The 25,702-nt window shown below is 34.8% G+C and carries 28 protein-coding genes; 13 read left to right on the forward strand and 15 right to left on the reverse strand.

Translation table 11 applies throughout. The annotated features are described in order from the left end of the window. The first annotated feature begins 88 nt into the window (after positions 1-88). The 3 genes from QXW15_RS06030 (at position 89) to QXW15_RS06040 (ending at position 3,799) form a co-directional block, all read left to right on the forward strand. The gene (locus QXW15_RS06030) at positions 89-748 is read left to right on the forward strand and encodes a DUF3834 domain-containing protein (RefSeq protein ID WP_048102403.1); all 660 of its coding nucleotides are present in this window, start codon (positions 89-91) and stop codon (positions 746-748) included. Positions 749-862: 114 nt separating this feature from the next. Continuing rightward, positions 863-1,804 (forward strand): nucleoside hydrolase, encoded by a 942-nt coding sequence (locus tag QXW15_RS06035; RefSeq protein ID WP_162200839.1) that lies wholly within the window; start codon positions 863-865, stop codon positions 1,802-1,804. A 45-nt stretch (positions 1,805-1,849) separates the two neighbouring features. After that, a complete protein-coding gene (locus tag QXW15_RS06040; RefSeq protein ID WP_048102404.1) occupies positions 1,850-3,799 on the forward strand; it encodes an acetoacetate--CoA ligase in 1,950 nt (649 codons plus the stop codon). On the opposite strand, the gene QXW15_RS06045 is transcribed toward QXW15_RS06040, so the two are convergent. The 3 genes from QXW15_RS06045 to QXW15_RS06055 form a co-directional block, all read right to left on the reverse strand. Beyond that, the gene (locus QXW15_RS06045; RefSeq protein WP_054963983.1) at positions 3,788-4,561 is read right to left on the reverse strand and encodes an SDR family NAD(P)-dependent oxidoreductase; all 774 of its coding nucleotides are present in this window, start codon (positions 4,559-4,561) and stop codon (positions 3,788-3,790) included. The genes QXW15_RS06040 and QXW15_RS06045 overlap by 12 nt on opposite strands. Positions 4,562-4,566: 5 nt before the next feature. Then, positions 4,567-5,970, reverse strand: coding sequence for a 4-hydroxyphenylacetate 3-hydroxylase N-terminal domain-containing protein (locus QXW15_RS06050; RefSeq protein WP_054963984.1), 1,404 nt, complete (start codon positions 5,968-5,970; stop codon positions 4,567-4,569). Between the two features lie 140 nt (positions 5,971-6,110). Beyond that, a complete protein-coding gene (locus tag QXW15_RS06055) occupies positions 6,111-7,508 on the reverse strand; it encodes an MFS transporter (protein WP_054963904.1) in 1,398 nt (465 codons plus the stop codon). A gap of 190 nt (positions 7,509-7,698) precedes the next feature. Between QXW15_RS06055 and QXW15_RS06060 the strand changes: the two genes are divergently transcribed. From QXW15_RS06060 to QXW15_RS06090, 7 genes are all read left to right on the forward strand, one after another. Further along, positions 7,699-9,234 (forward strand): AMP-binding protein, encoded by a 1,536-nt coding sequence (locus QXW15_RS06060; RefSeq protein WP_048102410.1) that lies wholly within the window; start codon positions 7,699-7,701, stop codon positions 9,232-9,234. A gap of 69 nt (positions 9,235-9,303) precedes the next feature. Further along, on the forward strand, positions 9,304-10,080 hold the full coding sequence (locus QXW15_RS06065) for a BtpA/SgcQ family protein (RefSeq protein ID WP_048102411.1): 777 nt from the start codon (positions 9,304-9,306) through the stop codon (positions 10,078-10,080). Between the two features lie 4 nt (positions 10,081-10,084). Then, positions 10,085-11,011 (forward strand): nucleoside hydrolase, encoded by a 927-nt coding sequence (locus tag QXW15_RS06070; RefSeq protein ID WP_054963774.1) that lies wholly within the window; start codon positions 10,085-10,087, stop codon positions 11,009-11,011. Between the two features lie 61 nt (positions 11,012-11,072). Then, positions 11,073-11,756, forward strand: a complete 684-nt coding sequence (gene nth / locus QXW15_RS06075) for an endonuclease III (RefSeq protein WP_054964504.1) — start codon at positions 11,073-11,075, stop codon at positions 11,754-11,756. Between the two features lie 119 nt (positions 11,757-11,875). Continuing rightward, positions 11,876-13,294: an APC family permease gene (locus tag QXW15_RS06080; protein ID WP_048102417.1), complete on the forward strand. Its 1,419-nt coding sequence runs from the start codon at positions 11,876-11,878 to the stop codon at positions 13,292-13,294. A gap of 130 nt (positions 13,295-13,424) precedes the next feature. Then, positions 13,425-14,594: an Nre family DNA repair protein gene (locus tag QXW15_RS06085; RefSeq protein ID WP_342790160.1), complete on the forward strand. Its 1,170-nt coding sequence runs from the start codon at positions 13,425-13,427 to the stop codon at positions 14,592-14,594. Then, positions 14,584-15,414, forward strand: coding sequence for a radical SAM protein (locus QXW15_RS06090; protein WP_287949970.1), 831 nt, complete (start codon positions 14,584-14,586; stop codon positions 15,412-15,414). The genes QXW15_RS06085 and QXW15_RS06090 overlap by 11 nt, the downstream gene beginning before the upstream one ends. Here the strand turns inward: QXW15_RS06090 and hisIE are convergent. From hisIE to QXW15_RS06130, 8 genes are read right to left on the reverse strand one after another with little or no spacing between them, the layout of a single operon-like run. Beyond that, on the reverse strand, positions 15,406-16,035 hold the full coding sequence (hisIE, locus tag QXW15_RS06095; RefSeq protein WP_342790162.1) for a bifunctional phosphoribosyl-AMP cyclohydrolase/phosphoribosyl-ATP diphosphatase HisIE: 630 nt from the start codon (positions 16,033-16,035) through the stop codon (positions 15,406-15,408). The genes QXW15_RS06090 and hisIE overlap by 9 nt on opposite strands. After that, positions 16,022-16,774, reverse strand: coding sequence for an imidazole glycerol phosphate synthase subunit HisF (gene hisF / locus QXW15_RS06100; RefSeq protein WP_287960360.1), 753 nt, complete (start codon positions 16,772-16,774; stop codon positions 16,022-16,024). Before hisF ends, hisIE begins: the two co-directional genes overlap by 14 nt. Further along, positions 16,768-17,421, reverse strand: coding sequence for a HisA/HisF-related TIM barrel protein (locus tag QXW15_RS06105; protein WP_201779089.1), 654 nt, complete (start codon positions 17,419-17,421; stop codon positions 16,768-16,770). The genes hisF and QXW15_RS06105 overlap by 7 nt, the downstream gene beginning before the upstream one ends. Beyond that, positions 17,418-17,987 carry an imidazole glycerol phosphate synthase subunit HisH gene (gene hisH / locus QXW15_RS06110; RefSeq protein ID WP_287949975.1) on the reverse strand — a complete coding sequence of 190 codons (570 nt, stop codon included), beginning with the start codon at positions 17,985-17,987 and terminating at the stop codon, positions 17,418-17,420. The genes QXW15_RS06105 and hisH overlap by 4 nt, the downstream gene beginning before the upstream one ends. Beyond that, positions 17,984-18,505: an imidazoleglycerol-phosphate dehydratase HisB gene (hisB, locus tag QXW15_RS06115; RefSeq protein ID WP_048102426.1), complete on the reverse strand. Its 522-nt coding sequence runs from the start codon at positions 18,503-18,505 to the stop codon at positions 17,984-17,986. Before hisB ends, hisH begins: the two co-directional genes overlap by 4 nt. Next, the gene (hisD, locus tag QXW15_RS06120) at positions 18,502-19,629 is read right to left on the reverse strand and encodes a histidinol dehydrogenase (protein ID WP_342790165.1); all 1,128 of its coding nucleotides are present in this window, start codon (positions 19,627-19,629) and stop codon (positions 18,502-18,504) included. Before hisD ends, hisB begins: the two co-directional genes overlap by 4 nt. Then, the gene (hisG, locus tag QXW15_RS06125) at positions 19,616-20,227 is read right to left on the reverse strand and encodes an ATP phosphoribosyltransferase (RefSeq protein WP_287950489.1); all 612 of its coding nucleotides are present in this window, start codon (positions 20,225-20,227) and stop codon (positions 19,616-19,618) included. The genes hisD and hisG overlap by 14 nt, the downstream gene beginning before the upstream one ends. Positions 20,228-20,229: 2 nt before the next feature. After that, positions 20,230-20,994, reverse strand: a complete 765-nt coding sequence (locus QXW15_RS06130; RefSeq protein ID WP_055041069.1) for an ATP phosphoribosyltransferase regulatory subunit — start codon at positions 20,992-20,994, stop codon at positions 20,230-20,232. A 255-nt stretch (positions 20,995-21,249) separates the two neighbouring features. Here QXW15_RS06130 and QXW15_RS06135 point away from each other — a divergent pair, with 255 nt between their 5' ends. Beyond that, entirely contained in the window at positions 21,250-21,807 is a 558-nt protein-coding gene (locus tag QXW15_RS06135; RefSeq protein WP_052656882.1) for a hypothetical protein, read from the forward strand. A gap of 12 nt (positions 21,808-21,819) precedes the next feature. Here the strand turns inward: QXW15_RS06135 and QXW15_RS06140 are convergent, their stop codons facing one another. Further along, a complete protein-coding gene (locus QXW15_RS06140; protein ID WP_342790166.1) occupies positions 21,820-22,350 on the reverse strand; it encodes a hypothetical protein in 531 nt (176 codons plus the stop codon). Positions 22,351-22,577: 227 nt separating this feature from the next. Between QXW15_RS06140 and doxD the strand changes: the two genes are divergently transcribed. Both doxD and QXW15_RS06150 read left to right on the forward strand, forming a co-directional pair. After that, positions 22,578-23,153 carry a thiosulfate:quinone oxidoreductase large subunit gene (gene doxD, locus QXW15_RS06145; protein WP_287950491.1) on the forward strand — a complete coding sequence of 192 codons (576 nt, stop codon included), beginning with the start codon at positions 22,578-22,580 and terminating at the stop codon, positions 23,151-23,153. A gap of 5 nt (positions 23,154-23,158) precedes the next feature. After that, a complete protein-coding gene (locus tag QXW15_RS06150; RefSeq protein ID WP_342790167.1) occupies positions 23,159-23,719 on the forward strand; it encodes a TQO small subunit DoxA domain-containing protein in 561 nt (186 codons plus the stop codon). Here the strand turns inward: QXW15_RS06150 and QXW15_RS06155 are convergent, their stop codons facing one another. The 3 genes from QXW15_RS06155 to QXW15_RS06165 form a co-directional block, all read right to left on the reverse strand. After that, positions 23,720-24,322: a hypothetical protein gene (locus tag QXW15_RS06155; protein WP_342790168.1), complete on the reverse strand. Its 603-nt coding sequence runs from the start codon at positions 24,320-24,322 to the stop codon at positions 23,720-23,722. It abuts the gene before it with no gap. Between the two features lie 33 nt (positions 24,323-24,355). After that, positions 24,356-24,535, reverse strand: a complete 180-nt coding sequence (locus QXW15_RS06160; protein ID WP_055032269.1) for a hypothetical protein — start codon at positions 24,533-24,535, stop codon at positions 24,356-24,358. Between the two features lie 73 nt (positions 24,536-24,608). Then, on the reverse strand, positions 24,609-25,583 hold the full coding sequence (locus QXW15_RS06165; RefSeq protein WP_342790169.1) for a 3-hydroxyacyl-CoA dehydrogenase family protein: 975 nt from the start codon (positions 25,581-25,583) through the stop codon (positions 24,609-24,611). Between the last annotated feature and the right edge of the window lie 119 nt (positions 25,584-25,702).

A 25,702-nucleotide genomic window follows, 5' to 3' on the forward strand; every position in this document is an offset into this window, starting at 1 on the left:
CATAAATACATAAATCATTTACTATTTACCATTTATGTTTTTATCATGTGAAACATTACATTAATAAATTATTTATCCATATAGTATTATGAAAGTAATTGCAGCACCTGGACCGGTCTGCTACCCTATAGTGGCGGCCAAGATGGAGAGAGATGATATTGATATAGATTTTCAGAAGGAGGGAAAGGCAGATATTATACTTGATTCAACAGTCTCATTGATTAAAAGAAACCTGCCCATAAGCTATGTAACAATAAAACACCTGTCTGTTGTTATACCAAAACTTGGTTATAAAATAGGATTAACCAGAAAGGGCGGAGCGGCAGATATACTGTTTAGAGCATTCGTTAGTGAAACTGGGAAGACTGTTGAAATCAAATATTATGAGGGAATAAATGACCTCATGGAGGCAATGAAGAAAGGAGAGATTGACTCTGCAGTGGTTCCGGCAATGTCAGAGGGCGGTGAAAGCCTTGAGAAATATTTTGAGAAATATAACATTTACATACCTGGTAGCTGCGGGGCCGCAATATTCAATGGAAAGGACAAGGAATTCATTGATGCATATAACCTTGGAATTAAAATATTAAAGGAGAAACCTGAGGAAGCTGCAAAATTCATTGTTGACAACCTTCCGATTAAATTCCCGCCTGAATTTATTATTAATACAATGAAAAATTCTGAACTTAATGTCCACAGGCCGGATGATTACAGCAAATTTTCCGAGCTTGTAAACAAATACAAATAAAAAATATTTTTATGTAAATTATATTTATAAATATATTAAAAATAATTTATTTATACAACAAATTTTCAAAAATTTAATGAAAAATTTAATATATTGATATATTTTTATTATCTATTGGAGAATATTATAATAGATACGGATACAGCAGGCGATGACGTAACATCAATTATGCTTGCAGCACTCTCCCCAATAAATTTAATATCCATAACCATAGCTGCAGGAAACGTGCCTGTAGAATTGGGCGCAAAAAATGCATTATTAACGCTTGAAAAGGTCAATAAAAAGAATGTCCCGGTTTTTATGGGATCAAGAAAGCCAATGTTAAGGGATCTGGTTACTGCCCAGTATGTCCATGGCAATGACGGCATGGGCAATTCTAATTTTCCTGACCCGCAGAAACAGCCTGAGAACGGAAATGCCTCAGCTGAACTGGTTAATTATGCAGAAATGTATAAAAAAAATCTTATAATATGCGCACAGGCCCCATTAACAAATATTGCACTTGCAACATTAATGGATAATAATTTTCCAAAGAATGTAAAACATTTATATATAATGGGAGGAACATACAGGCATGCAGGAAATATAACTCCTGCTGCAGAATACAATTTTTTCGTTGACCCTGAGGCTGCATATATTGTACTTAAATCTGGTTTCAATGCTACAATACTGCCGTGGGATCTTTGCGCTGAACATGGAACAATAACCATTGATGAAATAATGCATAATTATGAAAAAAATAAAACAGACCTTTTTAAATTTTATTTGGATGTAAACCGATCTGCAATAGAATATAATAAATCTGGAAAATCTGGTATAAATATTAACGGCCTCACACATTCTGATTCATTGTTAATGTCCTGCATTTTAAATAATGATATAATAATGGAGACAAAAAATGTTAGGGTAGATATATCAATTGAAGATGAAATAACAAGAGGCTTTTCATCAATGATTCCTGATGATAACAGTAAAATAAAGGTAATTACCAGGATTAATGAGGATAAATTTAAAAAATTCCTTTTTGGTTCCCTTCAAAATGGTATAAAAGATTAATAAGACATTATAAAAATTTAAGTATAAAATGCAATTAATACAATTATGCCAGAAATTTTATGGGAACCGAACAGGGATGATGTTGATAATTCAAACATGGTTAAATTTATTGATTTTATAAATAAAAACCATAATTTAAATATTAATGAATATAATGATCTTTTCAATTATTCCATAAAAAACATTGAGGTATTCTGGAAGGATATTATGGAATATTTTAGCATAAAATCGCATGGAAATTATGAATACATACTTTCAAAATACCCAATGCCAGGAAATAAATGGTTTGGAGGGCTGAAATTAAATTATGCAGAAAATGTTTTTAAAAATAGCACTGGCACTGCATTAATTTATAAAAACGAAATGAATGAAACAAAAACAATGTCATATGAAGAATTGAAAATGAAAACAGGTGCACTTTACAACTTTTTAAGGGTAAATGGCATAAAATCCGGGGATGTGATAGCAACATATCTATCAAATACAACAGAAAATATTATATCATTTCTTGCATCTGCATCTCTCGGATGCATATTTTCATCAATTTCCATAGATTTTGGCTCCAGAGGTGCAATGGAGAGGTTAATGCAGCTGTCACCGAAGGTACTTATTGTTACCGAGAAATATTATTATGGTGGCCGTGAATATGAAAAAACTAGAGATATTAATGAAATTTTAAAAAATATTCAAACAATAAAACTGGTAATTACTGTAAACAGCATTAATAAAAAAATACACATGGATAATGATAATGTATGGGATATTAACGATATATTTAAGGATTATATGGGAAAATTAAAATTTAGGGAAATGGAATTTAATGATCCTTTATGGGTGCTCTTTTCATCAGGCACAACAGGAAAGCCAAAGGGTATAGTTCACAGCCATGGTGGAATTTTGCTTGAGCACCTAAAATCATTATCACTGCATTTGGATCTAAAAAGGTCTGATAGGTTGTTCTGGTACACTGGTACAGGATGGATGATGTGGAATTTTATGATAAGTTCATTACTGCTTGGATCAACTGTGGTTCTTTATGATGGCAGCCCATTTTATCCCGATTTAAATGTGCTGTGGGATTATTTAAATATTAACAATGTAAAATATTTCGGAACAAGTGCTGCATATATAAATTATCTGAAAAAATCTGGTTTTAAAACAGGAAATGCAGAAAATATTCATGCAATTTTCTACACCGGAAGCCCGCTGAGTGCAGATGGATATAGGTATATATATTCAATAAAAAGGAACGTCTGGTTTACAGGCATAAGCGGTGGTACAGATATTTGTTCAGCATTCTTTGAGCCAAACATAATGCTTAGGGTTTATGCTGGGGAGATGCAATCAATATCACTTGGTGATAGCGTCAAGGTTTATGATGATTCCGGAAATCCTGTTGTCAATAAGATAGGGGAATTAATTATAGATAAACCAATGCCATCAATGCCTGTTTATCTCTGGAATGATATTGATTATAAAATATATAATGAATCCTACTTCAATTATTATAAAAATGTCTGGAGGCATGGTGATTTCGCAGAGATAACTGACAGAAATACCGCCATTATTTATGGAAGGTCAGATTCAACATTAAATAAAAATGGCATAAGGATGGGCACCTCGGAGATATACAATATTGTGGATAATATATCTGGTGTTAGGGATTCATTAATCATAGGAATGGACATCAAGGATGGTTATTACATGCCGCTCTTTATTTCATTAAATGATAAAAATGTGAATATAGAAAAAATAAAATCTGAAATAATTAATTCAATAAAAGAGTATTTACCACGATATATTCCTGATGAAATCTTAATTGTTGATGATATACCTAAAACAATTAATGGGAAGAAGGTTGAGGTTCCAATTAAAAAGATTTTACTCGGATATAATGTAACTGACGCTGTTAACCCAGGTTCCCTCATGAATCCGGAATCACTGGATTACTTTATTAAACTATCAAAGAGGTTAAAAAACAAATTAAATTCTTGATTCTTTTTTGAAATCCCCTGATTTTAGCGCCTGGCCACCGTCTATTTTTATGACCTCACCTGTCATTGTGTCAATTTTAATCTCCGCAATGACTGCCTCTGCTATTTCATCCGGTTCTGTTGCCTTCTTTGTAAGTGTGTATTTATTTATCCACGTATCCCAGCTTATGCCCATGACATTAAGTAGGCTTCCACCAAGATTTGTATTTACAAGGCCCGGGGCGATTGCATTCACCCTTATATCAGGTGCAAGTTCCAGTGCCATTGATTTTGTCAGGTTTATAACAGCGCTTTTGAGGCTTCCATATACTGATAATCCATAATAAGGAATAATTCCGGTAATTGATGCTATGTTTATTATCACACCACGTTCCATTGCCCTTGATGCATACAGGGAGCAGTAGAGCACTGATTTAAAATCTGTTCCAAGTGTTTTTTCTATTAATTTATCATTTATATCCTTAAATGGGGAATAAAATCCGGTTCCGGCATTATTTACGAGTATGTCCAGTTTTCCAAATGTATCCATGGTGGTATCTATTAATAACCTGCAATCCTCCTCCATGGATAGATCGGCCTTGACTGCGATGGCCTCATACCCAAGAGATTTCAGTTCCCTTAATGCATTGTTCGCCTCATCATCACGCTTTCGGTAATTTAATACCAGTAAGGCGCCCTCATAGCCAAGTTTTCTGGCAATGCTTTTTCCTATACCCCTTGTTGACCCGGTTACAATTGCAACCTTATTTTTAATGTCATACATAAAAATCAGTCTCCAGGCATCAGGATTTTTCTGATCATGTCCCTGGCCTCATTAACATTATATCCCCTTAAAAGCCCTATTTTGCTTGCCTCAACTGAACCCTCAGCATGTGCCATCAGTGTTAGCATGTAGCCTGCTAAATTGCTTCCAGCAAGTTCCTTTGCAAGCCTTAAAAGATTAAAACGGTATTCACCCGGTGCCATGGATGCAAGATATTTATATATGTACTTTTGATTCTGCCTATTTTCAAGATCCTCAACAGATGGCATTGTAACAATAATGCCTCCTGAAATTTCTATAAGCCCATTAATAAGCCTGTAGAAGTTTTCATTTGAATATAATTTACCTATGTTTGTGTATACCGGATTTGGAACAGCTATACCGGAATCAATTTCGCAGAACATTGCAGCTGTATAGCTGCTCATGGTCATAATTTCCTTATACTGGATCATATCAAGCATCTTATTTTTTACATGCCCGGCATTTTCTATGCCATTGGCCTCTGCCATCATGCTTGCAATGCCAATATATAAATTTGCTGTTGCGGCCCTGTATGAAACCGCTGTAAACCTGTGAAATGTTGCAAATAGGTTGGCAAGCTCTCCAGCAAATTCCCCCTCACCGGCCATGTATACATGGTCCCATGGAATGAAAACATTATCAAATATTGTTGTTGTTTCCACCTCAAAGTCCATTTTGCTTAGAATTGATGAGGAGTTTCCCTCAAGCTCATCTATTGGCCTCACAATAAACCTTAAACCAGGCGTGTTTGTGCTTACAGAAAATGCAACGGCATAATCACAATCCTTTTTTGTCATGTTTCTGTATGGAATTACTATAAGCTCATCGGCATATATTGACTGGGTTGTGTGCACCTTTGCTCCTGTAACATAGATGCCTTCTTTATCCTTTTTTGTTATATGCAAATATGAATCAATATCGTCCTGTTCCTCTGGCCTTTTTGACCTGTCACCCTTTGTATCGGTCTGTGCCACCGCCAGTGTTAAATCGTTTTTTATGCATCTTTCATAGAGAGATTCAACATTTTTATAATAATGCGTATTATATTTTTTGTCTATTTTTTGTGATACTATTTTCATTGCAAATATGGCATCTGATCCAATGGCCTGGGAAATATTAAAAATTCCATTGCAATAATTTGTGGTATTGTATATTAATTCCCTGCGGCTTATTAAATCCTCTGTGTTTTCAGGAACCTTAAAATATTTGCTGATTTTCTCGCCGGAATTACCTGTAAATACCCTATCTGGATAATCAAAAAGTTTGGCAGCATGTTTTGCACCAATGCCGAGTACATCATGGGAAACAACATTGTCTATCTTTTTACCCCTGTAATAAACATTTCCTGGATGCAGGGTTTTAAGAAATTCTGATGATGTTCTTACCATAAATAAATATAAATATTAACTCTATATATTTATTGTGATTGTATAATAAATGGGCACGGAATTTTTGTCTGTTTATAAATTAATAATACATCCATAAATTTAAAAATTATTTAATATAAAAAATTTTAATATTATTGGATTCAGCTTGCCTCGTTGATTTCTTCAAGCCTTTTTCCTGTTGCGTTTGGCAGCGTCAGGAATAAAAATATGCACATTATTAAATTAGGTATCCATAAAACACTCCATGTTAGTATGCTTCCAAGGGCGACAACAATTGGTATAAATATTGCCGTGCCGATTGCACCACCAAGGTGCCCTAAACCGTCTGCAATGCCGTATCCTGTGGCCCTTGATGATGTTGGAAAGTTCTCGGCATCCATCATATAATAGGCCTGATACCAGCCTACGCCTATAAGCTCTGCTATAAAAGCCCCTGAAAAGAACAGGTATATGATGCCGTATACACCGCCTATGGCCATGAGTGTTGTACCTATTGTGTATCCCACAACACCAATGGTTGAGAGTTTTCTTATGTCAAATCTGTCTGCAAATGGCCTTATCATCAATGAACCTATAAACGCACCGAGGCCTGCTATGCCAAGTAATGTAATCATATAGGCCAGCTCATGCCCTGGAACATGTAATATATCCTTAACCCATGTGGGTGCGAGTGCTAAAAACATGTAATCAACAAAATACTGCCAGAACATGAACAAAAATAATACAGTCAGCCTTTTTCCATACTTTCTTGAAAACAGTGTTTTAAAGACCCCCTTATTTTCCTCCTTATATTCAAGCACATTTGGCTCTGGCAGAGATGAAACATGTGCCCTTTTCATTGATGTTTCCTCCATTTTTTTAATCAGCTCATCGGCCTCCTTGAATTTACCCTTATTTGCAAGGAATCTTATTGTTTCAGGCGATATTGCCCTGATGACTATGACAGCAATGGCTATGACACCGCCTATTACAAATAAATATCTCCAGCCAACCGTGGGATATGTTGTCACAATTATTGATGAAAAAAATGGTCCAAAGCCTATTCCCGCCCAGCCGCCTATAAATGCTAAGTTAACATAGCTCCTTCTCTTAACAGCAGGTGCCATTTCGGACATGTATGTCATCACAAGGACAAGATCGCCGCCTATGCCCATGCCTGTTATGAACCTGAAAAGATAAAGTGTTGGTATGTTAAAAGCGAGTGCATCACCGAAGCTTCCTATGGATGTTAGCAATGCAGTGAATAATAATGTTGGCTTTCTTCCAATTCTATCGGCTATTATTGTTAGTGTTGGACCGCCAACTGCATAGCCAAACAGTCCAAGAGATGCTGCCAGTGATGCCTCACCGGCTGTTGTGACAAATTCTATATACGGCAGGGCAAAGCCTATGTTAATAACATCATATAATGTAATAAAGAAACTGAATGCCAGACCAAAAATAAGAAGATAGCTTAATCCCCATGCAGGAAGCCTGTCCGCCCTTGCTATATACATATCCTTTAAAATATCCTTATTTTCAGAACTATCTGAATTCATGATATATACACAATATTCTATTATTTTAATATATCTATTAAAACATATATATAATTAAAAACTTTTCTATTAAATAAATTGCATTCATAGTAAAAAATATTAAAATTATCTTTTATTATTTTATATACCCATAATTATTCCTTTTTAGCATTTAGAAATTATTATATAAGATTCTAATTTATAATTAAATATGGATGGTACTATAGGAAATTTTCAGCTAAATATAAATCATATATTCAACAGAATGGAAACATATTTTGGAAAAAGTGTTGTATATTACCGTGAAAATTCTGAAATTAAAAAAATTACATTCCGGGAACTATCAGAACGCATAAGGAAAACTGCAAATTATCTTATTAAAACTGGGATAGGTCCGGATGATACAGTGGCCACACTTTCCTGGAACACAATAAGGCATCTTGAATTATATTTTGCCGTTCCATTAATTGGTGCCGTGCTTAATACAATCAATATAAAATATCATAGGGATGTTATAAAAAATATGATAAGGGAGAATAATGCAAAGCTGATATTTTACGAGGGAATTCCTGAGGATATTCTTGAAGGGATAAATATAAGGTCAGTAAAAATGGATCAGGCCTTTGATGATAATATATATTCATCTGAAATTGAAAAAAACTTCCCGGATAATAATGAAAAAAATGCGGCGATAATATGCTACACATCAGGTACAACGGGCAATCCCAAGGGTGTGGTATACACACACAGAAGTATTTTTATACATTCATTATCACTGCTAGGCCATGACTCAATAGCACTTTCAAGGCAGGACACATCACTTGTCATGGTTCCAATGTACCATATATCAGGATGGGATATTCCATTTGCCGCGGCACTGACAGGTTCAAACCTAGCCCTTCCGGGTGTTCATCCAGACCCGCCAGATATAGTTAATATGATTTCATCATGCAGGGTAAATAAGGCCTTCGCCGCACCCGCAGTGTGGACATCAATTATTGAGTATTCAATCAGCAATGAAACCGGCCTGGAGCCATTAAAATATGCAGGTATTGGTGGTGCTGAACCTTCAGATTATATAATTAAAACACTCATGGAATCTGGAATTGAAACATGGCATTTATGGGGGATGACCGAAACTGAGGCAATAGCAACAATTAGCAAGCCGGAAACCGGAAATGTGCATAACCAGGGGATACCCATGCCTGCATTTGAAATAAATGCAGTGGATGAAAAAAATAATAAATTGCCGTGGGATGGGAAAAGTACAGGTGAGCTCCTGGTGCGTGGAGCCTATGCCACATCCGGATACTTCCATACCGATAGCACTGATAAAATTGTTTATATGGATGGAAAAACATGGATAAGAACTGGGGACATTGTTAAAATTAATCCTGATGGTTCAATAAAAATTGTTGACCGCGACAAGGATTTAATCAAAAGCGGTGGTGAGTGGATATCATCAATAGACCTTGAAAATACCATTATGGAGCATCCAGGAGTACTGGAGGCGGCAGTCATAGCAAAAAAGGATGATAGATGGGGTGAAAGACCGCTGGCGCTGGTTGTAAAAAAGGCATCATACAGGAAAAAGCTGGACAAAAATTCACTAAGGGAATATTTAATATCCCTGGACAGGTTCCCTAAATGGTGGATTCCTGACGATTTTTATTTTGTTGATGAAATACCTAAAACCGGCACTGGAAAATTTGATAAAAAACTTTTAAGGTCAAAATATTCAAAATAAACCGTTTTAATAAAATATTAACAAAATGCCTGCTGGGAATATTTAAATACAAATTGCCTATCGGGCAGTATGAAGGCTAAGTTATTTTATGGTATGGTGCACCTTCCAGCACTTCCCGGTTCACCAGAATCAAAATACACGCTTGGTGAGATTATAGACTATGCCAAAAAGGAGGTAACCGGTTTTAAGGATGCAGGTTTAACCGGAGCTATTCTTGAAAATATCAATGATTACCCATTTTATAAGGATAAAATTCCGCCCATAACGGTGGCTGCAATGGCCGCCATATCACAGGAGGTTAAAAAAATACCGGGAATTGAAATAGGGGTTAATATATTAAGGAATGGCTGCACCGAGGCATTAACAATAGCAACACTGTTTGATTTTAGCTTTATAAGGTGCAATGTGCTTTCAGGTGCCTATGTTACAGATCAGGGTATTATAGAGGGAAACGGTGCAGATTTATTAAGGTATAAAAAATACCTGAATTCTAATGTGAAAATTTATGCCGATGTGCATGTAAAGCATTCATATCCATTATATAATGTTCCAATAGACATAGCGGCCGAGGATTTAAGCGAGCGCGGCGGGGCAGATGCAATCATTGTTTCTGGATCAAGAAGCCCTGTACCACCAGAGGTTGAGAGGGTCAAGGCCGTTAAAAAGGTAATTAAGAAGCCGGTTTTAATTGGAAGCGGAATATCACTTACAAACTTCTATGATTATGTTGATATTTCAGATGGCATGATCATAGGTGAGAGCGACTTTAAGGAAAATAACATATCATGCGGGCCAAGTGACTTTAAGGCTTATAAGAAACTAATGGAAGAATATAAAAAACTATGATTCTATGACCAAGATAATTATAGATTGCGATCCGGGCCATGATGATGCCATAGAGATGTTGCTTGCCATGGCTGATGAATATGCGGAAATACTTGGAATATGCACTGTGGCAGGAAATCAAAGCCTTGAAAAGACAACATTAAATGCACTTAAGGTTATTGAGCTTGCTGGCAGAAAAGACATTAATGTATATCCGGGTTCGGCAAAGCCTATTATGGGGAATTTAATAACGGCACCAAACATACATGGAAATACAGGGCTTGATGGCACACTTTTCAGGGAGCCAACTTTAAGGGCATCAAAAACAAATGCAATTGATTTTATGCACAATGTACTTGGAGAGCAAAAAAACGTTGTAATAGTTACAACAGGCCCGATAACAAATCTGGCAATACTCCTTCTTGCATACCCCGAGGTTAAAAAGAACATAGACCGCGTTATATGGATGGGCGGTTCTTATTCCATGGGAAATATCACACCAGATGCTGAATTTAACGCATACAATGACCCGGAGGCATTGAAAATAGTCTTAAATTCAAAATTAAATTTCACAATGGTTACCCTTGATGTGACACATAGGGCACTGTTTACAATGGATGATATTAAAAGAATTAAAAATATGGATAATAAGGTCTCAGAACAGGTTTATGAACTGCTAACGTTTTTTTATAAAACATATGAGGAAAACTTTTCACTGGGTGGTGTTCCAATACACGATGCATGTGCACTGGCAGAGGCGCTTCATCCAGGAATAATAAAATCAAAATTATTGAATGTTGAGGTAAACACATCAACGGGGCCAAGCCGGGGCAGAACCATAGTTGATATTTATAACGTCACCGGCAGGGAAAAAAATGCCCTTGTTTCCATGGATATAAATACAGAAGGATTTAAAAATTATCTTTTCAATATGCTTGAAAAATACAAATAAATTTGAAAATTCTGTTTATATATTATAAAATATTTTATCCTTTTAAATGATGATTGTATGTATGAAAAACTTTGTTGAAATATATGATAAGATAAAAAGCGCTGTTCCGGAGCATCATTTTGAATTTAAGGATGACCCGTTCTGGATACTTATAACAACAATATTATCGCAGAGAACAAAGGACGCAACCACCGATGCTGCTGCCAGGAATCTTTATAATAAATACCATGACTGCTATGGTCTCGCCGGTGCAAAACCTGAGGATGTAAAGGAGATAATAAGATATGTTGGTTTTAGCAATGTCAAATCAAAGAGGATTATAGAGGTTGCCAGATTAATTATGGACAAATATAATGGGAGTGTTCCTGGCAAATATGATGAATTAACAAAAATACCCGGGGTGGGAAGCAAAACAGCAAATATTGTTTTAACACAGGGGTTTAAAATACCTGCAATAGCAGTCGATACACACGTGTTCAGGATATCAAACAGGATCGGCCTTGTTCACGAGAAAACACCGGAAAAGACTGAGGAGGCCTTAAAAAAGGTTATACCGGAGAAATATCAGATAGAATTTAATCCGGTATTTGTTGAATTTGGAAAAAGCATATGCAGGCCGGTAAATCCAAAATGCAATATATGCCCAGTAAATAAATGCTGTGATTATTATTCTAATGTTTACCTTAAAAAAATTAATGAAAAAAATAAAATAAAGGCTTCAGGTACACTAGGGAAAAAAAATTAAATTAATATTTTAAAAAACTATAAGGATACTGAAATTAAATAATTTTTTTCATAATAGATAAAATTTTTGATAAAATAAATTTTTACATGGATTTTTATATGTTATCCTTATATTAATGTATGGCAAATAATTTAAGGAGGAACATACTTGGCACCAGTAGATTAATATGGCAGGGATGGGGCATGACTGCACCGGCGGCAGATATAGCGTATCTCCTTGGTGGCATAGCACTGGTTGCTTTAGGCGCAACCCCACTATCAATATTAATTGGCTTTCTTATTTATCTAACGATTCTTAATACCTCTTACAGGTTTTCCAAAAAATATGTATCAGCGGGAAGTGATTTCACCTATGTTGGCAAAAGCCTGGGAGGTTTCATGGCAGCATTTGAGGGGTGGAATTTATTCTTCGGTACAATGTTTGCCTATGCAGGTTTTGGGATGCTTGGACTTGCAGGATTTTTTGACATATTTGATGGCAAAATAGTTACAGGGGGATTGTGGATTCCCATAGTTATAGCATTGAATATTATAACATTCTACATACTTTATAAAGGAATCAGATTTTCAACAAACTACCAGATAATAACGGGAGTGGCAGAATTCGTTATTCTAATTGCAGGTGGCATAGGACTGGTTATCCTTGCCGGAAAGAATAATACACTCGCTGTTTTCTCACCATTCATAGCCAGTGGTGGCATATCAGGATTTTTACATTCTCTGACACTTTCAATTGTAACATTTATAGGCCTATCAATTGCATTAACATCATTATCAGAGGAGACACATATTCCAAGGAAAACAGTTCCAAAGGCATTATTAATTTCATCATTTATTATTGGAATAACCATAGTATTTCTGGCATATGCCATGACAGTGGCCTGGGGGCCGTCAAAAATGGTTTCATTTGGCAATTCAGTTGATAATGGTCTTGTATTATTTAGAAAGCTTAGTCCGGTTATGTTTATATTACTGTTTATTTTTACTGTTAACAGTTTCATGGGAAATAACATATCCATGGGAACCTCAATGACAAGGATTTTTTATGCGTTTTCCAGGGATAATATAATATTCCCAAAGGCATTTTCAAAAACTGACAGTAATGGCACTCCAAGAAATACCACATTTTTTATTCTGGGAATATCAATATTTCTGAGCATAACATTCGGACTTATTTTTGGACCAGTAAATGGTGGATATGTTCTACTGTTTTCTGACGCATTCTTTTCATTCCTGATCAGATCAATATCATCAGGTAGCCTTATAGTATCAACATTTAAATCCGGAAAAATGACCAGGAGTGCCCTTTTTGGATATCTTATAATACCTGTTATATCAATAGGGTCCCTTATGGCCGTGTTTGCATCAAATTTTTTCCCACTTCCGACATATCCATATAATTACGCATCAATTATTGGAATATTGATTATTGCAATAATATTTATTATTACACTGTATAAATATATAAGAAATCCAGAATCATTAAGCAGTGCCGGTTCGACGACTGCTGATGACATTTCAGAGGGATTAATAGAATGATTAAATTCTTAAATTAAAGCAATTTTTTATTTTCAGCATGTTTTAAATACTCAAATATCTTTATAAATATGTGAAAAAAACCTTAATTAAAATACCACCGGAATTATGCGTAAAATGCAGGGGGGCAAAGATGCTCTGCGGCCTTTCATACTGTCCTGTGAATATTACAGGAAATATTAAAAAAATTTATAATTTTTCCGGAAACGATATAAGCGGTTCATCACCACCATCAATATTTGTTGGCCGTTATGGGTATCCAAAGATTGGCGTATATCCGTCGCTTCCACCCTATACCGGCAACACGGCATTCCTTGAGGACGAATCACAGTGGCTTAAAATGAATTTAAATGAATTTATATCATCCAGGCTATCACTCTTAAGGGGCAAAATTATGATGGATGTTAACAGCGCCTCAAATCCAGATTACACACTTCAGGACATTCAGCTGACATCTCTATCAAAAAATCCGGTTAATATAGAAATGAGGGTATCAAAATCTTTTAACAAGGATATTATTCTTGATGAAAACATAACCCCGATGGGGCCTTCATCACCTGTGGATTCCATAAGTTATGAGAATTATAAAATAGATAATAGAATTGAAAAGGTCTATTATGATGCGGACCTGAAAGCATCTGATGGAATAATAAAACTTTACATGAAGGGATTAAATATTAATGAAATTTCAAGGGCATTGAGCACGGGCTCACTGGGACTTCAAAAAAATAGAAAAATTGTGCCAACAAGATGGTCAATAACAGCAGCGGATGAAACGGTTTCAAACAGGCTTGTGGATGAATTGAAGGATTACAGTGCCATAGATGAATTTCTTGTTTTTACCAGAAAAACCGATGGAAATCTGTTCATGGGAATTTTATGCCCAGGTAACTGGATGTTTGAGTGGGGGGAATCATGGTTTCCTGGAAGCACATGGAATTATTTTGGAAACTCGGTTGAAATTGAACTCGACTATGAGGGCTATTATGGCAGAAAGACCTATCCCGAAATTGGTGGGTGCTATTATTCATCAAGGCTTGCAGCGGCAGAAAAATTAATAAAAATGAGAAAACAGGCCTGTGTAATGCTATGGCGTGAGATATATCCTGGCTTTAACATACCGCTTGGCGTCTGGTATGTGCGTGAAAATGTCCGTGAAATGTTTAATTCAATTCCTGAGAAATTCTCTGACCTGGAATCCGCACTAAAATATTTATCGGGATACAGCAGGGTTCCCATTGATAGCTGGATTCACAGGTCTAATAATATAAAATATATAAGGAGTAATCTCGATGCATATTAACAGAAAAAAAATAATAATCAATGAAATCAATGCAAAACACGCACTGGGAATATCGGGAATGAAAGAGCTCGATTACACGCTTAATCCATACTTGGGATGCCTGCATGGATGCCTTTACTGCTATGCCATAGGTATGAATCCAAAAAATATTGCCGGTGATTGGGGAAATGTTCTTTATGTGAGGAAAAATATAACGGAAATTTTACAGATGGAGGCAAAAAAATATAAAAAGGGCATAGTTGGAATATCATCCATTACAGATCCATATAATCCTGTCGAGGGAAAATACAGGCTTACGAGAAATTCCATAGAAATACTCGCAAAAAATAATTTTTATGTAACATTGCAGACAAAATCCCCGCTTGCCCTGCGCGATATTGACATAATAAAAAAATACAGAAATATCATTGATATAGGTTACACAATAACAACAATTGATGAAAAGATTAAAGACATGATAGAGCCATACTCACCATCTGTGAGATCAAGAATGCGTGCACTTAAAAAATTCTCTGAAAATGGCATAAAAACCTGGATTTTTATCGGCCCAATCATTAAAAATATAAATGATAATTTGAATGATATTTATAATATTATAGAATTTGCATCAAAAATAAAATCAAGGATAATTTATGATAAATATGTAAATTATCCCGGGCCAGGAAAATATATGGAAAACATCAATTATGGCATATCAGATTCAGCATGGTGGAATGATATGGAATTAAAAATAAATGGGATGTGCCATGATTTAAATGTATTATGCACATCAGAGCAGGCTGACTGGCTTTATGAGAGGGGTCAGAAAACATTATTTTGATTTTTCAACATTCCTTCTTGATAGCTCTGCAACAATGTCGCTGAATTTTATATCCTCATATGATAAATATACCAGTAAATGGTACATTAAATCAGCAACCTCATAGATAATTCTATCCCTGCCCTGTGCCAGCACTGATTCAACAGCCTCCTCACCCACCTTCTTTTTAATATTCTCCTCTCCAGATTTAAAGAGTTCTGTTGTATACGAATTCTCCCTGGGATGTTTTTTGGTTTCGTTAATTATATTTTCAAGGTCTAATATAAAGTCCAGTGAGTAGTCTATTTTTTCTTTTATATGCTGCGGTTCGCCGAGTTTTCTGTAAAAACATGTTTTATTTCCTGTATGGCATGCCGGCCCCTTTTGGTCAACCAGAAGCAGGAGCGAGTTGTTTTCGCAGTCGGGCCGTATCTCAATAATTTTCTGTGTGTTCCCGCTGGCCTCACCCTTCATTCTTATTCTATTTTTTGACCTTGAATAATAATGTGCATACCCTGTTTTAAGTGAAAGATCCAGTGCCTCCTTATTCATATATGCCAGTGTTAAAACATCTCCAGATTTGTAATCCTGAACAACAACAGGTATTAATCCGCCAACAAAATTAAGGTTATATTCTGACATTTACACCACGCTCCATCAGGTATTTTTTAATTTCATTTGCAGTATACATACCATAATGAAATACAGAACCTGCAAGGCAGGCATCTGCACCGCTCTGTATTGCATTGTAAAAATCCTCCGGCGATCCGGCACCACCTGATGCTATAACCGGTATGTTCACATTTTCAGAAACTTTTTTTATTAAATTATAATCATAGCCCTTTCTTGTGCCATCGGCATCTATTGATGTCAGTAAAATTTCACCGGCACCAAGCTCCTCAACAGTTTTTGCCCACTCAACAGCATTTATGTTCCTGGATATCTCACCGCTGTTTGAATAGACCTCATAGTAACTTCCATTGAACTTGGCGTCTATTGCTATAACAAGATTTGATGACCCTATTTCATATGATGCCTTTTTAATAATATCTGGATTAATTATTGCATATGTGTTTACAAAAACCTTATCCGCCCCAAGTCTTATAATTTTTTTAATTTTATCAAGGGAGTCAATTCCACCGCCAACAGTAAATGGTATGTTTATGTTCTCGGCAACCCTTGATATTAAATCATATGTAATGCCACGGTTTTCATTTGTTGCATATATATCCAGAAAGACAAGCTCATCCATGCCCTGTTCCTCATATTTTTTTGAAAGCTTTACAGGGTCATCTATGGTCCTAATATCCCTGAACTTTATGCCCTTTACAACCCTTCCGTCCTTTATGTCAAGGGCACCAACAATTCTTTTGGCTAGCATTTAAAAACACCCTCATATATGGCCTTTCCAACAATCACACCAGAAAAACCCTTTTTTTCTAGAAATTTTACATCTTCCATTGTCGAAACCCCTCCAGCATATATAAAATACTCATCTCCCCAGAATTTTTTGTTGAAATCTATTTTAAAAACACCGTCGCTTTTTATTGATGTATAAATGAATCTTTTTATTTTATTTTTTAGGCTTAAATAAACATCAATATAATTTTTTGAAATATTTTTCCATCCATTTATGGCAATGTTTCCGTCAATAACATCCATGCTTGCCGTTATAAAATCTGTATTAATACTGTTTATAAAGCCACTGTCCATTATCTTTGTTCCAATAATTACACTTCCTGCTCCAATTAATAATGCATTGTTAATATCATTTAAGGTTCGGAATCCGCCGCCAACCTGAACAAACACACCCGTTTCTCTTATTATTTTTTCTATTATGCCTAAATTTTCAGGCCTGCCGGTGAATGCCCCATTTAAATCAACAATATGCATTCTGTTAAATTTTTCTGCAAATTTAAGGGCATAATTGAGTGGATCACCATATACCTTAATGTCCTCAAGCCTTCCCTGGGTTAAAAACACCGCCTTTCCGTTATAAATATCTATTGCAGGGTATATATCTATCATATTAAATCCCTAAAATTTTTTAGAACTTTTATTCCATTAATACCTGATTTTTCAGGATGAAACTGCACAGCATAAATGTTATCCTTTTGCATGGCAGAGGATATTATATTTCCGTAATCAGTGATTGCCACTGTATAGTCATTTCTTTCTGCGTAATATGAATGAAGAAAATAGAAATATGATCCATTTTTTATACCTGAAAAGAGTCTTGAATCTTTTATTAATTCCACAGTATCCCAGCCAATATGAGGCACCCTATTTTTTGTGAGCTTCTTAATGCTGCCGCTCAGAATGGATAAACCTGATCCGGGACCCTCCTCACTTGAATCATAAAGGACCTCCAGGCCTAGGCATATTCCCAGATACGGTATTCCTGATTTGATTTTTTCAATTATTGTTTCCTTTATGCCTTCAATTGAATTCATTACAAAGGAAAATGAACCAACGCCGGGAAATACAATTTTATCTGCCCTTTCTATTACATATGGGTCCCTTGTGATTTCTCCATTAACAATTTTGTTTATATTAAAAAGGTTTCCTGCCTGAGTATCTATGACTGCAATCATAACACACCCTTTGTGCTTTTTAATTCTTCTGACGCTTCAAGGGCCTGCCTTAATGCCGATCCAAGGCATTTAAATATATTCTCTGTAATATGATGCGGGTTTTCGCCATTCAATTTAATCACATGCATTGTCATGTTCATGGTTCTTGCCAGACCCCATAAAAATTCCCTTAATACCAGCAGTTCAAATCCCTCCTCATTATTAAAATTTACATTGAAATTAATATAGGGCCTGGAAATATCAAGTGATACCATTATTAATGAATCATCCATGGGCATTATGGATGTACCGAATCTGGCTATTTTTTTATCACTTGGATTTAAAAAAAGTCCAATGGTGATTCCTGCATCCTCCCAGAGATGGTGTTTCAGATCAAATTTACCACGTATTTTTACTGGTCTATTCATGTAAAAAAACAGGGTATTAAGCATGTGGTTTAATATTAAATCTCCGGTTTCTATGTCGTTTTTATCGCTATCTGTAATTTCTATTTTTGTTTCCTTTGTTTCCCTTATCATTTCCTCACCTCCATGGAATTTTTATGCAGTGGCATTCCCTCTATCTCAGCAAGCCTAATGCCGAGGTATCTATTCTCCATAAAATCATTTCTGGAGTTGTATGCAAACGAAATTTTTTTCATAAAATCTGTGACTGTTAAAACCGATGAAAATCTTGATGTTTTTCCTGTTGGAAGCAGATGGTTTACACCGGTAAAGTAATCGCAGGATGGCACCGGCGTGTATTCACCAATATATATTGCTCCAGCATTTTCTATCTTATCAACAATATCAAGTGGATTTTTCGTTAATATTTCAAGGTGTTCCGGTGCAATATCATTAACACAATCTATGCATTCCTGTATTGTATCAAAAATTTTTACTTCTATATTTTCATCAGATATGGCATTTGCAATTTTTTTATTATTTGTGACAATCCATGACCTTGATGTCTTTCCGTGCTCAAGCTGTGATCTTAGGTCACTTATTAAATATTCCATATTGGCTGTTTCATCAGCCAGCACACATATCTCAGAGGGGCCGTAAAGCCCGTCTATGCCAACATCACCATATACCTGCCTCTTTGCCTCATTGACATATAAATTTCCAGGGCCAAAGATCTTATCAACCCTTTTCATGCCTATACCATATGCCATTGCTGCGATGGCCTGTATTCCACCGATCTTGTATATTTCCCTGATGCCAAGAAACTTTGCTATGTAAAGTATATAAGGATTGATTTTTCCATTTACCGGTGCAGATGTTATAATGATATCCCTAACCCCTGCTATTTTAGCTGGCGCACTTATCATTAAAACGGTGGATGGCAGTGGTTTTGCCCCCGGAATATATTCACCGATTCTATTTATTGGCCTGTATATAATGCCATACATTGATGAATTTTTGAATGAAAAATTATTATACTGCATCTGTTTAACATGATTTTCATATATTCTTTTATAGGTTTCCTCAATTACCTTTATGTCGCTGTATGGTATTTCCTTTTCTGATTCGTTAATTTCCTCCTCAGTGACAAGAAAATCCCCTGAATAACCGTCAAATTTCTGGGAATATTCCCTTAAGGCCTGCATCTTTCTTTCTCTTATATCGTTTATAATTCCCGAAACATACTCACTCATATTCATAATTGAAAACCTCCATATTATCCATAATCCTCCTGATTTCATCGAATTTAAGCTTGTAAGACAATCTATTCACTATCAATGCTGCAGAAACATCCATAACCTTTTTTAATTCAACCAAACCATTTTCCCTTATTGTTTCACCTGTCTGAACTATATCGACTATGGCATCGGCCATCCCCATTACAGGGGCCAGCTCTATTGAACCAGATAGATGTACAATTTTAACATCTATGCCGTGTGATTTAAAAAACTTTGATGTTAAATTCGGATATTTTGTTGCAATCTTTTTGCCATTAAGGTCTTTAAGTTTATATTTTTTTGGTGCGCAAAGACTCAGCCGGCATTTTCCAAATTTTAGCTGTAATGGCATCATGACATCACAGTTTCTTTCCTTAATGACGTCTGTTCCACATATTCCAAGATCTGCATAACTCTCAACATAGAACGGCACATCCATTGCCCTGGCTATTATTATTTCATTATCACCCTTTTTTATCCTTAACTTCCTTGACTCTGAAATTGAGAGATCAAAGCCTGCATTTTCAAAGGCTTTAATGCTTTCATCCATGAGCTTTCCCTTCGGTATTGTTATTATCATTTTTATAACCTCCTTAATATTTTGCTTAATACCAGTGTATTCAGGGAAAAACCACAGCCATTGCTGTTCTTAATTTTATAATTCCCTCCACCGCCTATAAAATAATCATCAGAATATATTTCAAATATTAATCCGCTGTAATAACTAAAATATCTTACAGTTCCTGGGTCTATGATTATTCTGTCATCGTTGACCGCTGATTTTATATTATTCAACAATTCTACATTTATGTCTGTACCCCTTGAATTGAGCATTTTTATTACATAGTCAATGTATTCCTTTTTTATCCCACTGTTTTTTATTGCATTAAAATCATTCATTTTTATGTATTCTCTTATCTTTTCATAATTTCTTTTTCCTATTTTGCCTGAGAATATGTTTGAAACACTTATGTCAATTTTGAAATCATAAATACCAAGGTTTTCAAGTGTTTTGATCAATACCCTTAGAATTTCTATATTCGATTTTTCCTCATTGACATTTATTAATTCAAGACCAGCCTCTATTTCACTTTCAAGGCTTCTTGATAGCTTTTCATATATATAGAATATCCTTGTATTCTCACTGAAATTTCTAAGTATAAGCCTCGATGTTATATCAGGATTTATAAGATAGAATTTATTGGCATAAACAAATGGAACACCATCACTAAAAGATCTTGAGTATTTTTCAACGGCCTCTGGAAATATTTCTATGTATCCAAAGGAGTCAAATGTATTTCTTATGCCTTTAATTACCCTGTATAGGTATATATCCGGATTCATCATAAAACCTGCCCGCATTATTTGTTCTTTTTTGCAATCTGTAAAGGTTATTTTGCAGGAGGCTATGATGATGATGATGTACACTGGCAAAAAAGGCTTTGTAGCTAACATTACCCACAGTATACATCATTTTCTCCATGATTGTTTATATAAGCATCTTATATAAATGTATTTAATATAAATAAAGACTTTAATTTATTTTTTAATAGATTTATATAATGAGAAAAATTTAAATTTTAATAAGCATTTTAACCCATAATGGTATACCTGCTTTTCCCAAAAAGAATCACGCTTGAAAATAACATATCCCTGGAAATAACAAAGGATAAGGTGAAGGATGAGGAGCTATTTGCCCTTCTTGTTCCAGAAGAAAGGGTGGATGAGGTGGTAAATTATCTTAAAAAGAATGAGGGGTTTTCAAGTGCGCTTCCAAGCTTTGATAAGGGGGAGGATTATGGTATTTCCAGGATTCTTATTCCACCATGGGAGCTGCATATGAGAATATATAATTACTGCATAATTCCTGGAATGGCAAAAATTAATGCCCATATAGAAATTGCCAGAAAATACCTGCAACATCTTAATTTTAGATATGTCCAGCCTGTAATATATGAACCTTATAAGTTTTACAAAAAAATTTTTTCTGAATTTTTGCTTTTATATAATTCCAGATATACCGTGCAGAATATTGATGAAAATTACTGGTTCAGGCTTCAGAATCCTGTTGGAAGGCTAATACCATGGACACCATCAGGTGTTATATCATACACATTTAGCAGCATTGCTGAAAGGATAAGAAGGGCATCAAAAAAATAAATTTAAAAAATATTATTTATTTTTCCTGATAACTGTTTTTAAAGGTACCTTTTTCTTTGGCTTTAAAATCAGACCAATGATGATAATTATAATGCCAGCAATAAAGATAAAAACGCCGGAGATCATTGCATAATATGCAATCATTATATCCCTGTATTCAGATGATGATTCGAGTGAGAAACCCATATTTGAAGGCTTGCTGCTATTAAAAACCACAAATACATAGGTGCCTGAATTAAGATTACTGTATTCCAATCCGCCGGTAACTGACCTTGATGGTTTTATTGCATTCTGCGAAATATTTTTTGACGTAACATATAATAGCTGTGAATATTTAATAAGACCCGAATCATTGCCGGGATTGGCAATTATAATAACATCCCCTGTAACATAGTACATCCTTGATGTTCTGTACTCACCAGTCTTTACTGGCTCTAATTGCGTATTGGTTGGGGCCTTATCTATGGTCATAAAACCTGCAAGGCCCATGGCAACCCCAAGCATTAATAATATCAGGCCAATGGTGGCAATTTTTTTTATCATTACCAGTTTATTATTTTAAATTATATAAATTATTATTTAATATTAATATATATAGAAATCTCAAATTTATTTGAAAGTTTCAGATAAAAAATAATGAAATGTAATTATTTTTTTTTATTTTGGGAATTAAAGATGTATAAATTCATAAATTATTCAAGTTTTCATAAAAATAATCAGAGATATGAAAAAATTTATATATTTTCATACAATATAATGCCTGATAAAAAATGTTAAATACAAGTAATGCTGAGGTCGATTTAAATGGTCTGGAGGGCCAGACAAAGATCGTAACCCCAACCCTGTATACATGGATATTGAGATTTGCAGTTGGCTGGGATTACTTTGATGGTGGATTAAGAAAGGCAGTTCTTGCACCACAAAAGCTTGCAGTTGGAACCCCTACCTTTGTTCTTAACAAGCTGGTATCATTCCTTCCACATGCAGGATTTTTTAAGGGATTTTTATTATTCGCATTGGAACATCCGGGATTTTCAGCACCGTTTATTACATTCTTCTCATTCGTTGAACTAACTGCAGGTGTACTTTTAATTGTGGGTTTCCTGACAAGGCTCGCGGCATTCGGTGGTGCAATGATGGCAATAGGATTCCAGCCTGCATTCTGGCTTGGCGCAACGTGTGAAGATGAATGGCAGATAGGCATACTATTATTTGCTGGTTCACTCACGTTAATGCTAATAGGTGCCGGCAGGGCAATGGGACTTGACTACTTCCTTTACAAGAAATTCGGAGACAGGGGAATATCAAAGAACATACCCATATTGAAATGGATTAAATTATGGTGATAAAAATGAAGCCTGTGAAAAATGATAACAAAAAGGAAAATAAATACTGGCAAACAACAACAGGTAAAATACTGGTGGTAACCCTTGTATTTGCAATAATAGTTGTTGCATTCACACTGGTAACAGGACAGATAGCATATGGAAATGTCTATGGAAAGCTATTTAATGATTCAAAGGTTCCTGATGTGCAGTTCCAGGGATCACCTTATGCAATGAATAATACATCTGGATCAATACTGGTGTTTAATGTAACAGATCTTGATGGCCCAAACCAGGCAGCGGTAACTGAGATAATATTAACAAATGTAACAACCGGAAAGAATATAACATTAACATCACAGAATATAAGCATGGATATATACAGGGTTGTTGATGCAAAATACCATTACCGTGACAATGTAAAATATAATCAATATAATGGGATATACGTTCCTCTTGGTGATGAGGCAACTATATACATGAACCTCACAACAAGCCTGCACCATAACCTATCAGGCAAATACAAGGTTACACTGGTTGTACCCACACAGAAGGCTAAATTTGCAAGTGCAGAGGTAACCTTCTGATTATTTAAATAAATTATTTCTTTTTTTAATTAAATTAATTATAAATTTATCAGTTTTTCCATGCAGGATTAAAAGTTTGTATGCATTATAATATGTTTTTAAATCAAAAAATGTGCATTTTAATTCAATATTATACGATACCGCTGGAAATAATATGCTTTTATTTTTCTGTGAAATTTCAGTTATATCATTTATTTTTATGGAAATAAATGGAACAGCAGATATTATATTAAAATCGGCAGACTGGAAGAATAATAGATACCTGTCATTAATGCATATTAATGCCTCTACATCATTGTTTTCCATTACCGATTTATTCACATCAAAATTATTATTTTTTATTATTACAAAATACGAATCAGAAAAATTATAGGTATTTTTTAATGATGAAATGCTGTATTTTCTTAAGCCCTTCAATGCCCTTGAATATGATAAATGATTGTATATGCTGAATGGAATTATAAATATCGATGTTATTATAATAAAGTATAATGCAATGTTCAGAATTAATATATAAATGGATCCATTCATTAAATAAAAAATAAGGGAGATTATTACCGAGGAAATTAATGATGCTATAAAGAATTTATAGGCTTTAATCATTTCATTAATATATTAATTTTTCAGTATATATTTTTAATGCCGGAACTTTATCAGCTTTAAATCTGGCATAACCTCTTTTTTAATTAATTCGGGAAGTGGTATGCCGGCCTCAAGCGCCCTTTTACATAAATTTACGGTTTCATCATGTGAAATTTCAATATATGTTCCATTTCTCCGGTAAATTACCATATATCCAAGATCATCACAGTCCATGTACTTTTATTTTAACATAAACATTAAGCTTTTTGCAATGCATGCTTCCGGAATTTAATATTTAAAAATAATATTATTTTGTATAATCATAGAATCCCCTTCCAGACTTTCTGCCCATATAACCTGCCCTGATGAGATTTGTCAATGTTTCAGATAAATTAAATCTGTCGCCGTAAACATCCTTAAATGTTTTTAACACATCATAAACAATATCAAGGCCCACATAATCGGCAAGTTCAAATGGCCCCATTGGGAATCCGGCACCATATTTCATTGCAGTATCTATATCCTCCTTTGTGGCTATATTTTCATCATAGACCTTTATGGCCTCATTAATTACCTGCAATAGAATTCTGTTTACAATAAATCCAGTTTTGTCCCTGGTCATCACCGGCTGCATATTGTTTCTATGGTTTTTCATACCCCTCAAAAGGTCATAGGCCTGTTTTGCGGCATCATCAGAACCCTGTGTTGATGGCGCGATTTCAACAAGTGGCAGTGTGTATGGCGGATTAAAGAAATGCATTAATATTACCTTTTTCGGATTCTTATAATATGATGCCATCTCGGTAACACTTAACGATGAGGTATTTGTTGCCATAATGGCATCATCAGATAAATATCCTGAAATCTCCTTAAATATTCCATTTTTAATTTCCTGTTTTTCAAATGCTGCCTCAATGACCAGATCACATTTTGAAAGGTCCTCATATTTATCTGTAATTTTTATTCTTTTTTCCAGATCATTTTTGTCTATTTTATGCGAAAAATAATTATTGATTTTTTCCTTCTGCTCCAGGCTAAGCTTTAATCCCATCCGCTCAATTCTGGATACCTCCCTTTCTGGAAGCCTTTCATAATAGGAATTATAATCATCAACAATTTTTTCTATGTGCTTAAGGCCCCTTGTGGCAAAATCCATATTAACATCCTTTAAAACCACATTAAATTCATTGTATGCAAACACCTCGGCTATGGCAGATCCCATTGCACCTGCTCCTATAATTCCTATATTTTTAAACATTTTAATCAGTAAATTATCATTCATTTATATTAAAAATTTATTGTGTGGCGGATAATTTATTTAAATATATTATGTATATATAATAAACATTAATGAATACTTTTCATCAAGGTTAAATAAAAAGTTGCAATACACATGCATGG

Origin of the sequence: Acidiplasma sp. (genome assembly GCF_038728925.1) — an archaeon.
GTDB lineage: Archaea > Thermoplasmatota > Thermoplasmata > Thermoplasmatales > Thermoplasmataceae > Acidiplasma > Acidiplasma aeolicum.

Excerpts from the sequence above, each read along its gene's own strand:
- QXW15_RS06045 (WP_054963983.1), bottom strand. The coding sequence starts at position 4,561 with ATGTATGACATTAAAAATAAGGTTGCAATTGTAACCGGGTCAACAAGG.
- hisB (WP_048102426.1), bottom strand. The coding sequence starts at position 18,505 with ATGATAAGGGAAACAAAGGAAACAAAAATAGAAATTACAGATAGCGAT.
- QXW15_RS06055 (WP_054963904.1), bottom strand. The coding sequence starts at position 7,508 with ATGAATTCAGATAGTTCTGAAAATAAGGATATTTTAAAGGATATGTAT.
- QXW15_RS06165 (WP_342790169.1), bottom strand. The coding sequence starts at position 25,583 with ATGAATGATAATTTACTGATTAAAATGTTTAAAAATATAGGAATTATA.
- QXW15_RS06155 (WP_342790168.1), bottom strand. The coding sequence starts at position 24,322 with ATGATTAAAGCCTATAAATTCTTTATAGCATCATTAATTTCCTCGGTA.
- QXW15_RS06080 (WP_048102417.1), top strand. The coding sequence starts at position 11,876 with ATGGCAAATAATTTAAGGAGGAACATACTTGGCACCAGTAGATTAATA.
- QXW15_RS06160 (WP_055032269.1), bottom strand. The coding sequence starts at position 24,535 with ATGGACTGTGATGATCTTGGATATATGGTAATTTACCGGAGAAATGGA.
- QXW15_RS06090 (WP_287949970.1), top strand. The coding sequence starts at position 14,584 with ATGCATATTAACAGAAAAAAAATAATAATCAATGAAATCAATGCAAAA.
- QXW15_RS06060 (WP_048102410.1), top strand. The coding sequence starts at position 7,699 with ATGGATGGTACTATAGGAAATTTTCAGCTAAATATAAATCATATATTC.
- doxD (WP_287950491.1), top strand. The coding sequence starts at position 22,578 with ATGTTAAATACAAGTAATGCTGAGGTCGATTTAAATGGTCTGGAGGGC.
- QXW15_RS06085 (WP_342790160.1), top strand. The coding sequence starts at position 13,425 with ATGCTCTGCGGCCTTTCATACTGTCCTGTGAATATTACAGGAAATATT.
- hisH (WP_287949975.1), bottom strand. The coding sequence starts at position 17,987 with ATGATTGCAGTCATAGATACTCAGGCAGGAAACCTTTTTAATATAAAC.
- QXW15_RS06105 (WP_201779089.1), bottom strand. The coding sequence starts at position 17,421 with ATGATAGATATATACCCTGCAATAGATATTTATAACGGAAAGGCGGTG.
- hisD (WP_342790165.1), bottom strand. The coding sequence starts at position 19,629 with ATGAATATGAGTGAGTATGTTTCGGGAATTATAAACGATATAAGAGAA.
- QXW15_RS06130 (WP_055041069.1), bottom strand. The coding sequence starts at position 20,994 with ATGATGAATCCGGATATATACCTATACAGGGTAATTAAAGGCATAAGA.
- QXW15_RS06070 (WP_054963774.1), top strand. The coding sequence starts at position 10,085 with ATGACCAAGATAATTATAGATTGCGATCCGGGCCATGATGATGCCATA.
- QXW15_RS06140 (WP_342790166.1), bottom strand. The coding sequence starts at position 22,350 with ATGATAAAAAAAATTGCCACCATTGGCCTGATATTATTAATGCTTGGG.
- QXW15_RS06050 (WP_054963984.1), bottom strand. The coding sequence starts at position 5,970 with ATGGTAAGAACATCATCAGAATTTCTTAAAACCCTGCATCCAGGAAAT.
- hisIE (WP_342790162.1), bottom strand. The coding sequence starts at position 16,035 with ATGTCAGAATATAACCTTAATTTTGTTGGCGGATTAATACCTGTTGTT.
- hisF (WP_287960360.1), bottom strand. The coding sequence starts at position 16,774 with ATGCTAGCCAAAAGAATTGTTGGTGCCCTTGACATAAAGGACGGAAGG.
- QXW15_RS06065 (WP_048102411.1), top strand. The coding sequence starts at position 9,304 with ATGAAGGCTAAGTTATTTTATGGTATGGTGCACCTTCCAGCACTTCCC.
- hisG (WP_287950489.1), bottom strand. The coding sequence starts at position 20,227 with ATGATAATAACAATACCGAAGGGAAAGCTCATGGATGAAAGCATTAAA.
- QXW15_RS06135 (WP_052656882.1), top strand. The coding sequence starts at position 21,250 with ATGGTATACCTGCTTTTCCCAAAAAGAATCACGCTTGAAAATAACATA.
- QXW15_RS06150 (WP_342790167.1), top strand. The coding sequence starts at position 23,159 with ATGAAGCCTGTGAAAAATGATAACAAAAAGGAAAATAAATACTGGCAA.
- QXW15_RS06030 (WP_048102403.1), top strand. The coding sequence starts at position 89 with ATGAAAGTAATTGCAGCACCTGGACCGGTCTGCTACCCTATAGTGGCG.
- nth (WP_054964504.1), top strand. The coding sequence starts at position 11,073 with ATGAAAAACTTTGTTGAAATATATGATAAGATAAAAAGCGCTGTTCCG.
- QXW15_RS06040 (WP_048102404.1), top strand. The coding sequence starts at position 1,850 with ATGCCAGAAATTTTATGGGAACCGAACAGGGATGATGTTGATAATTCA.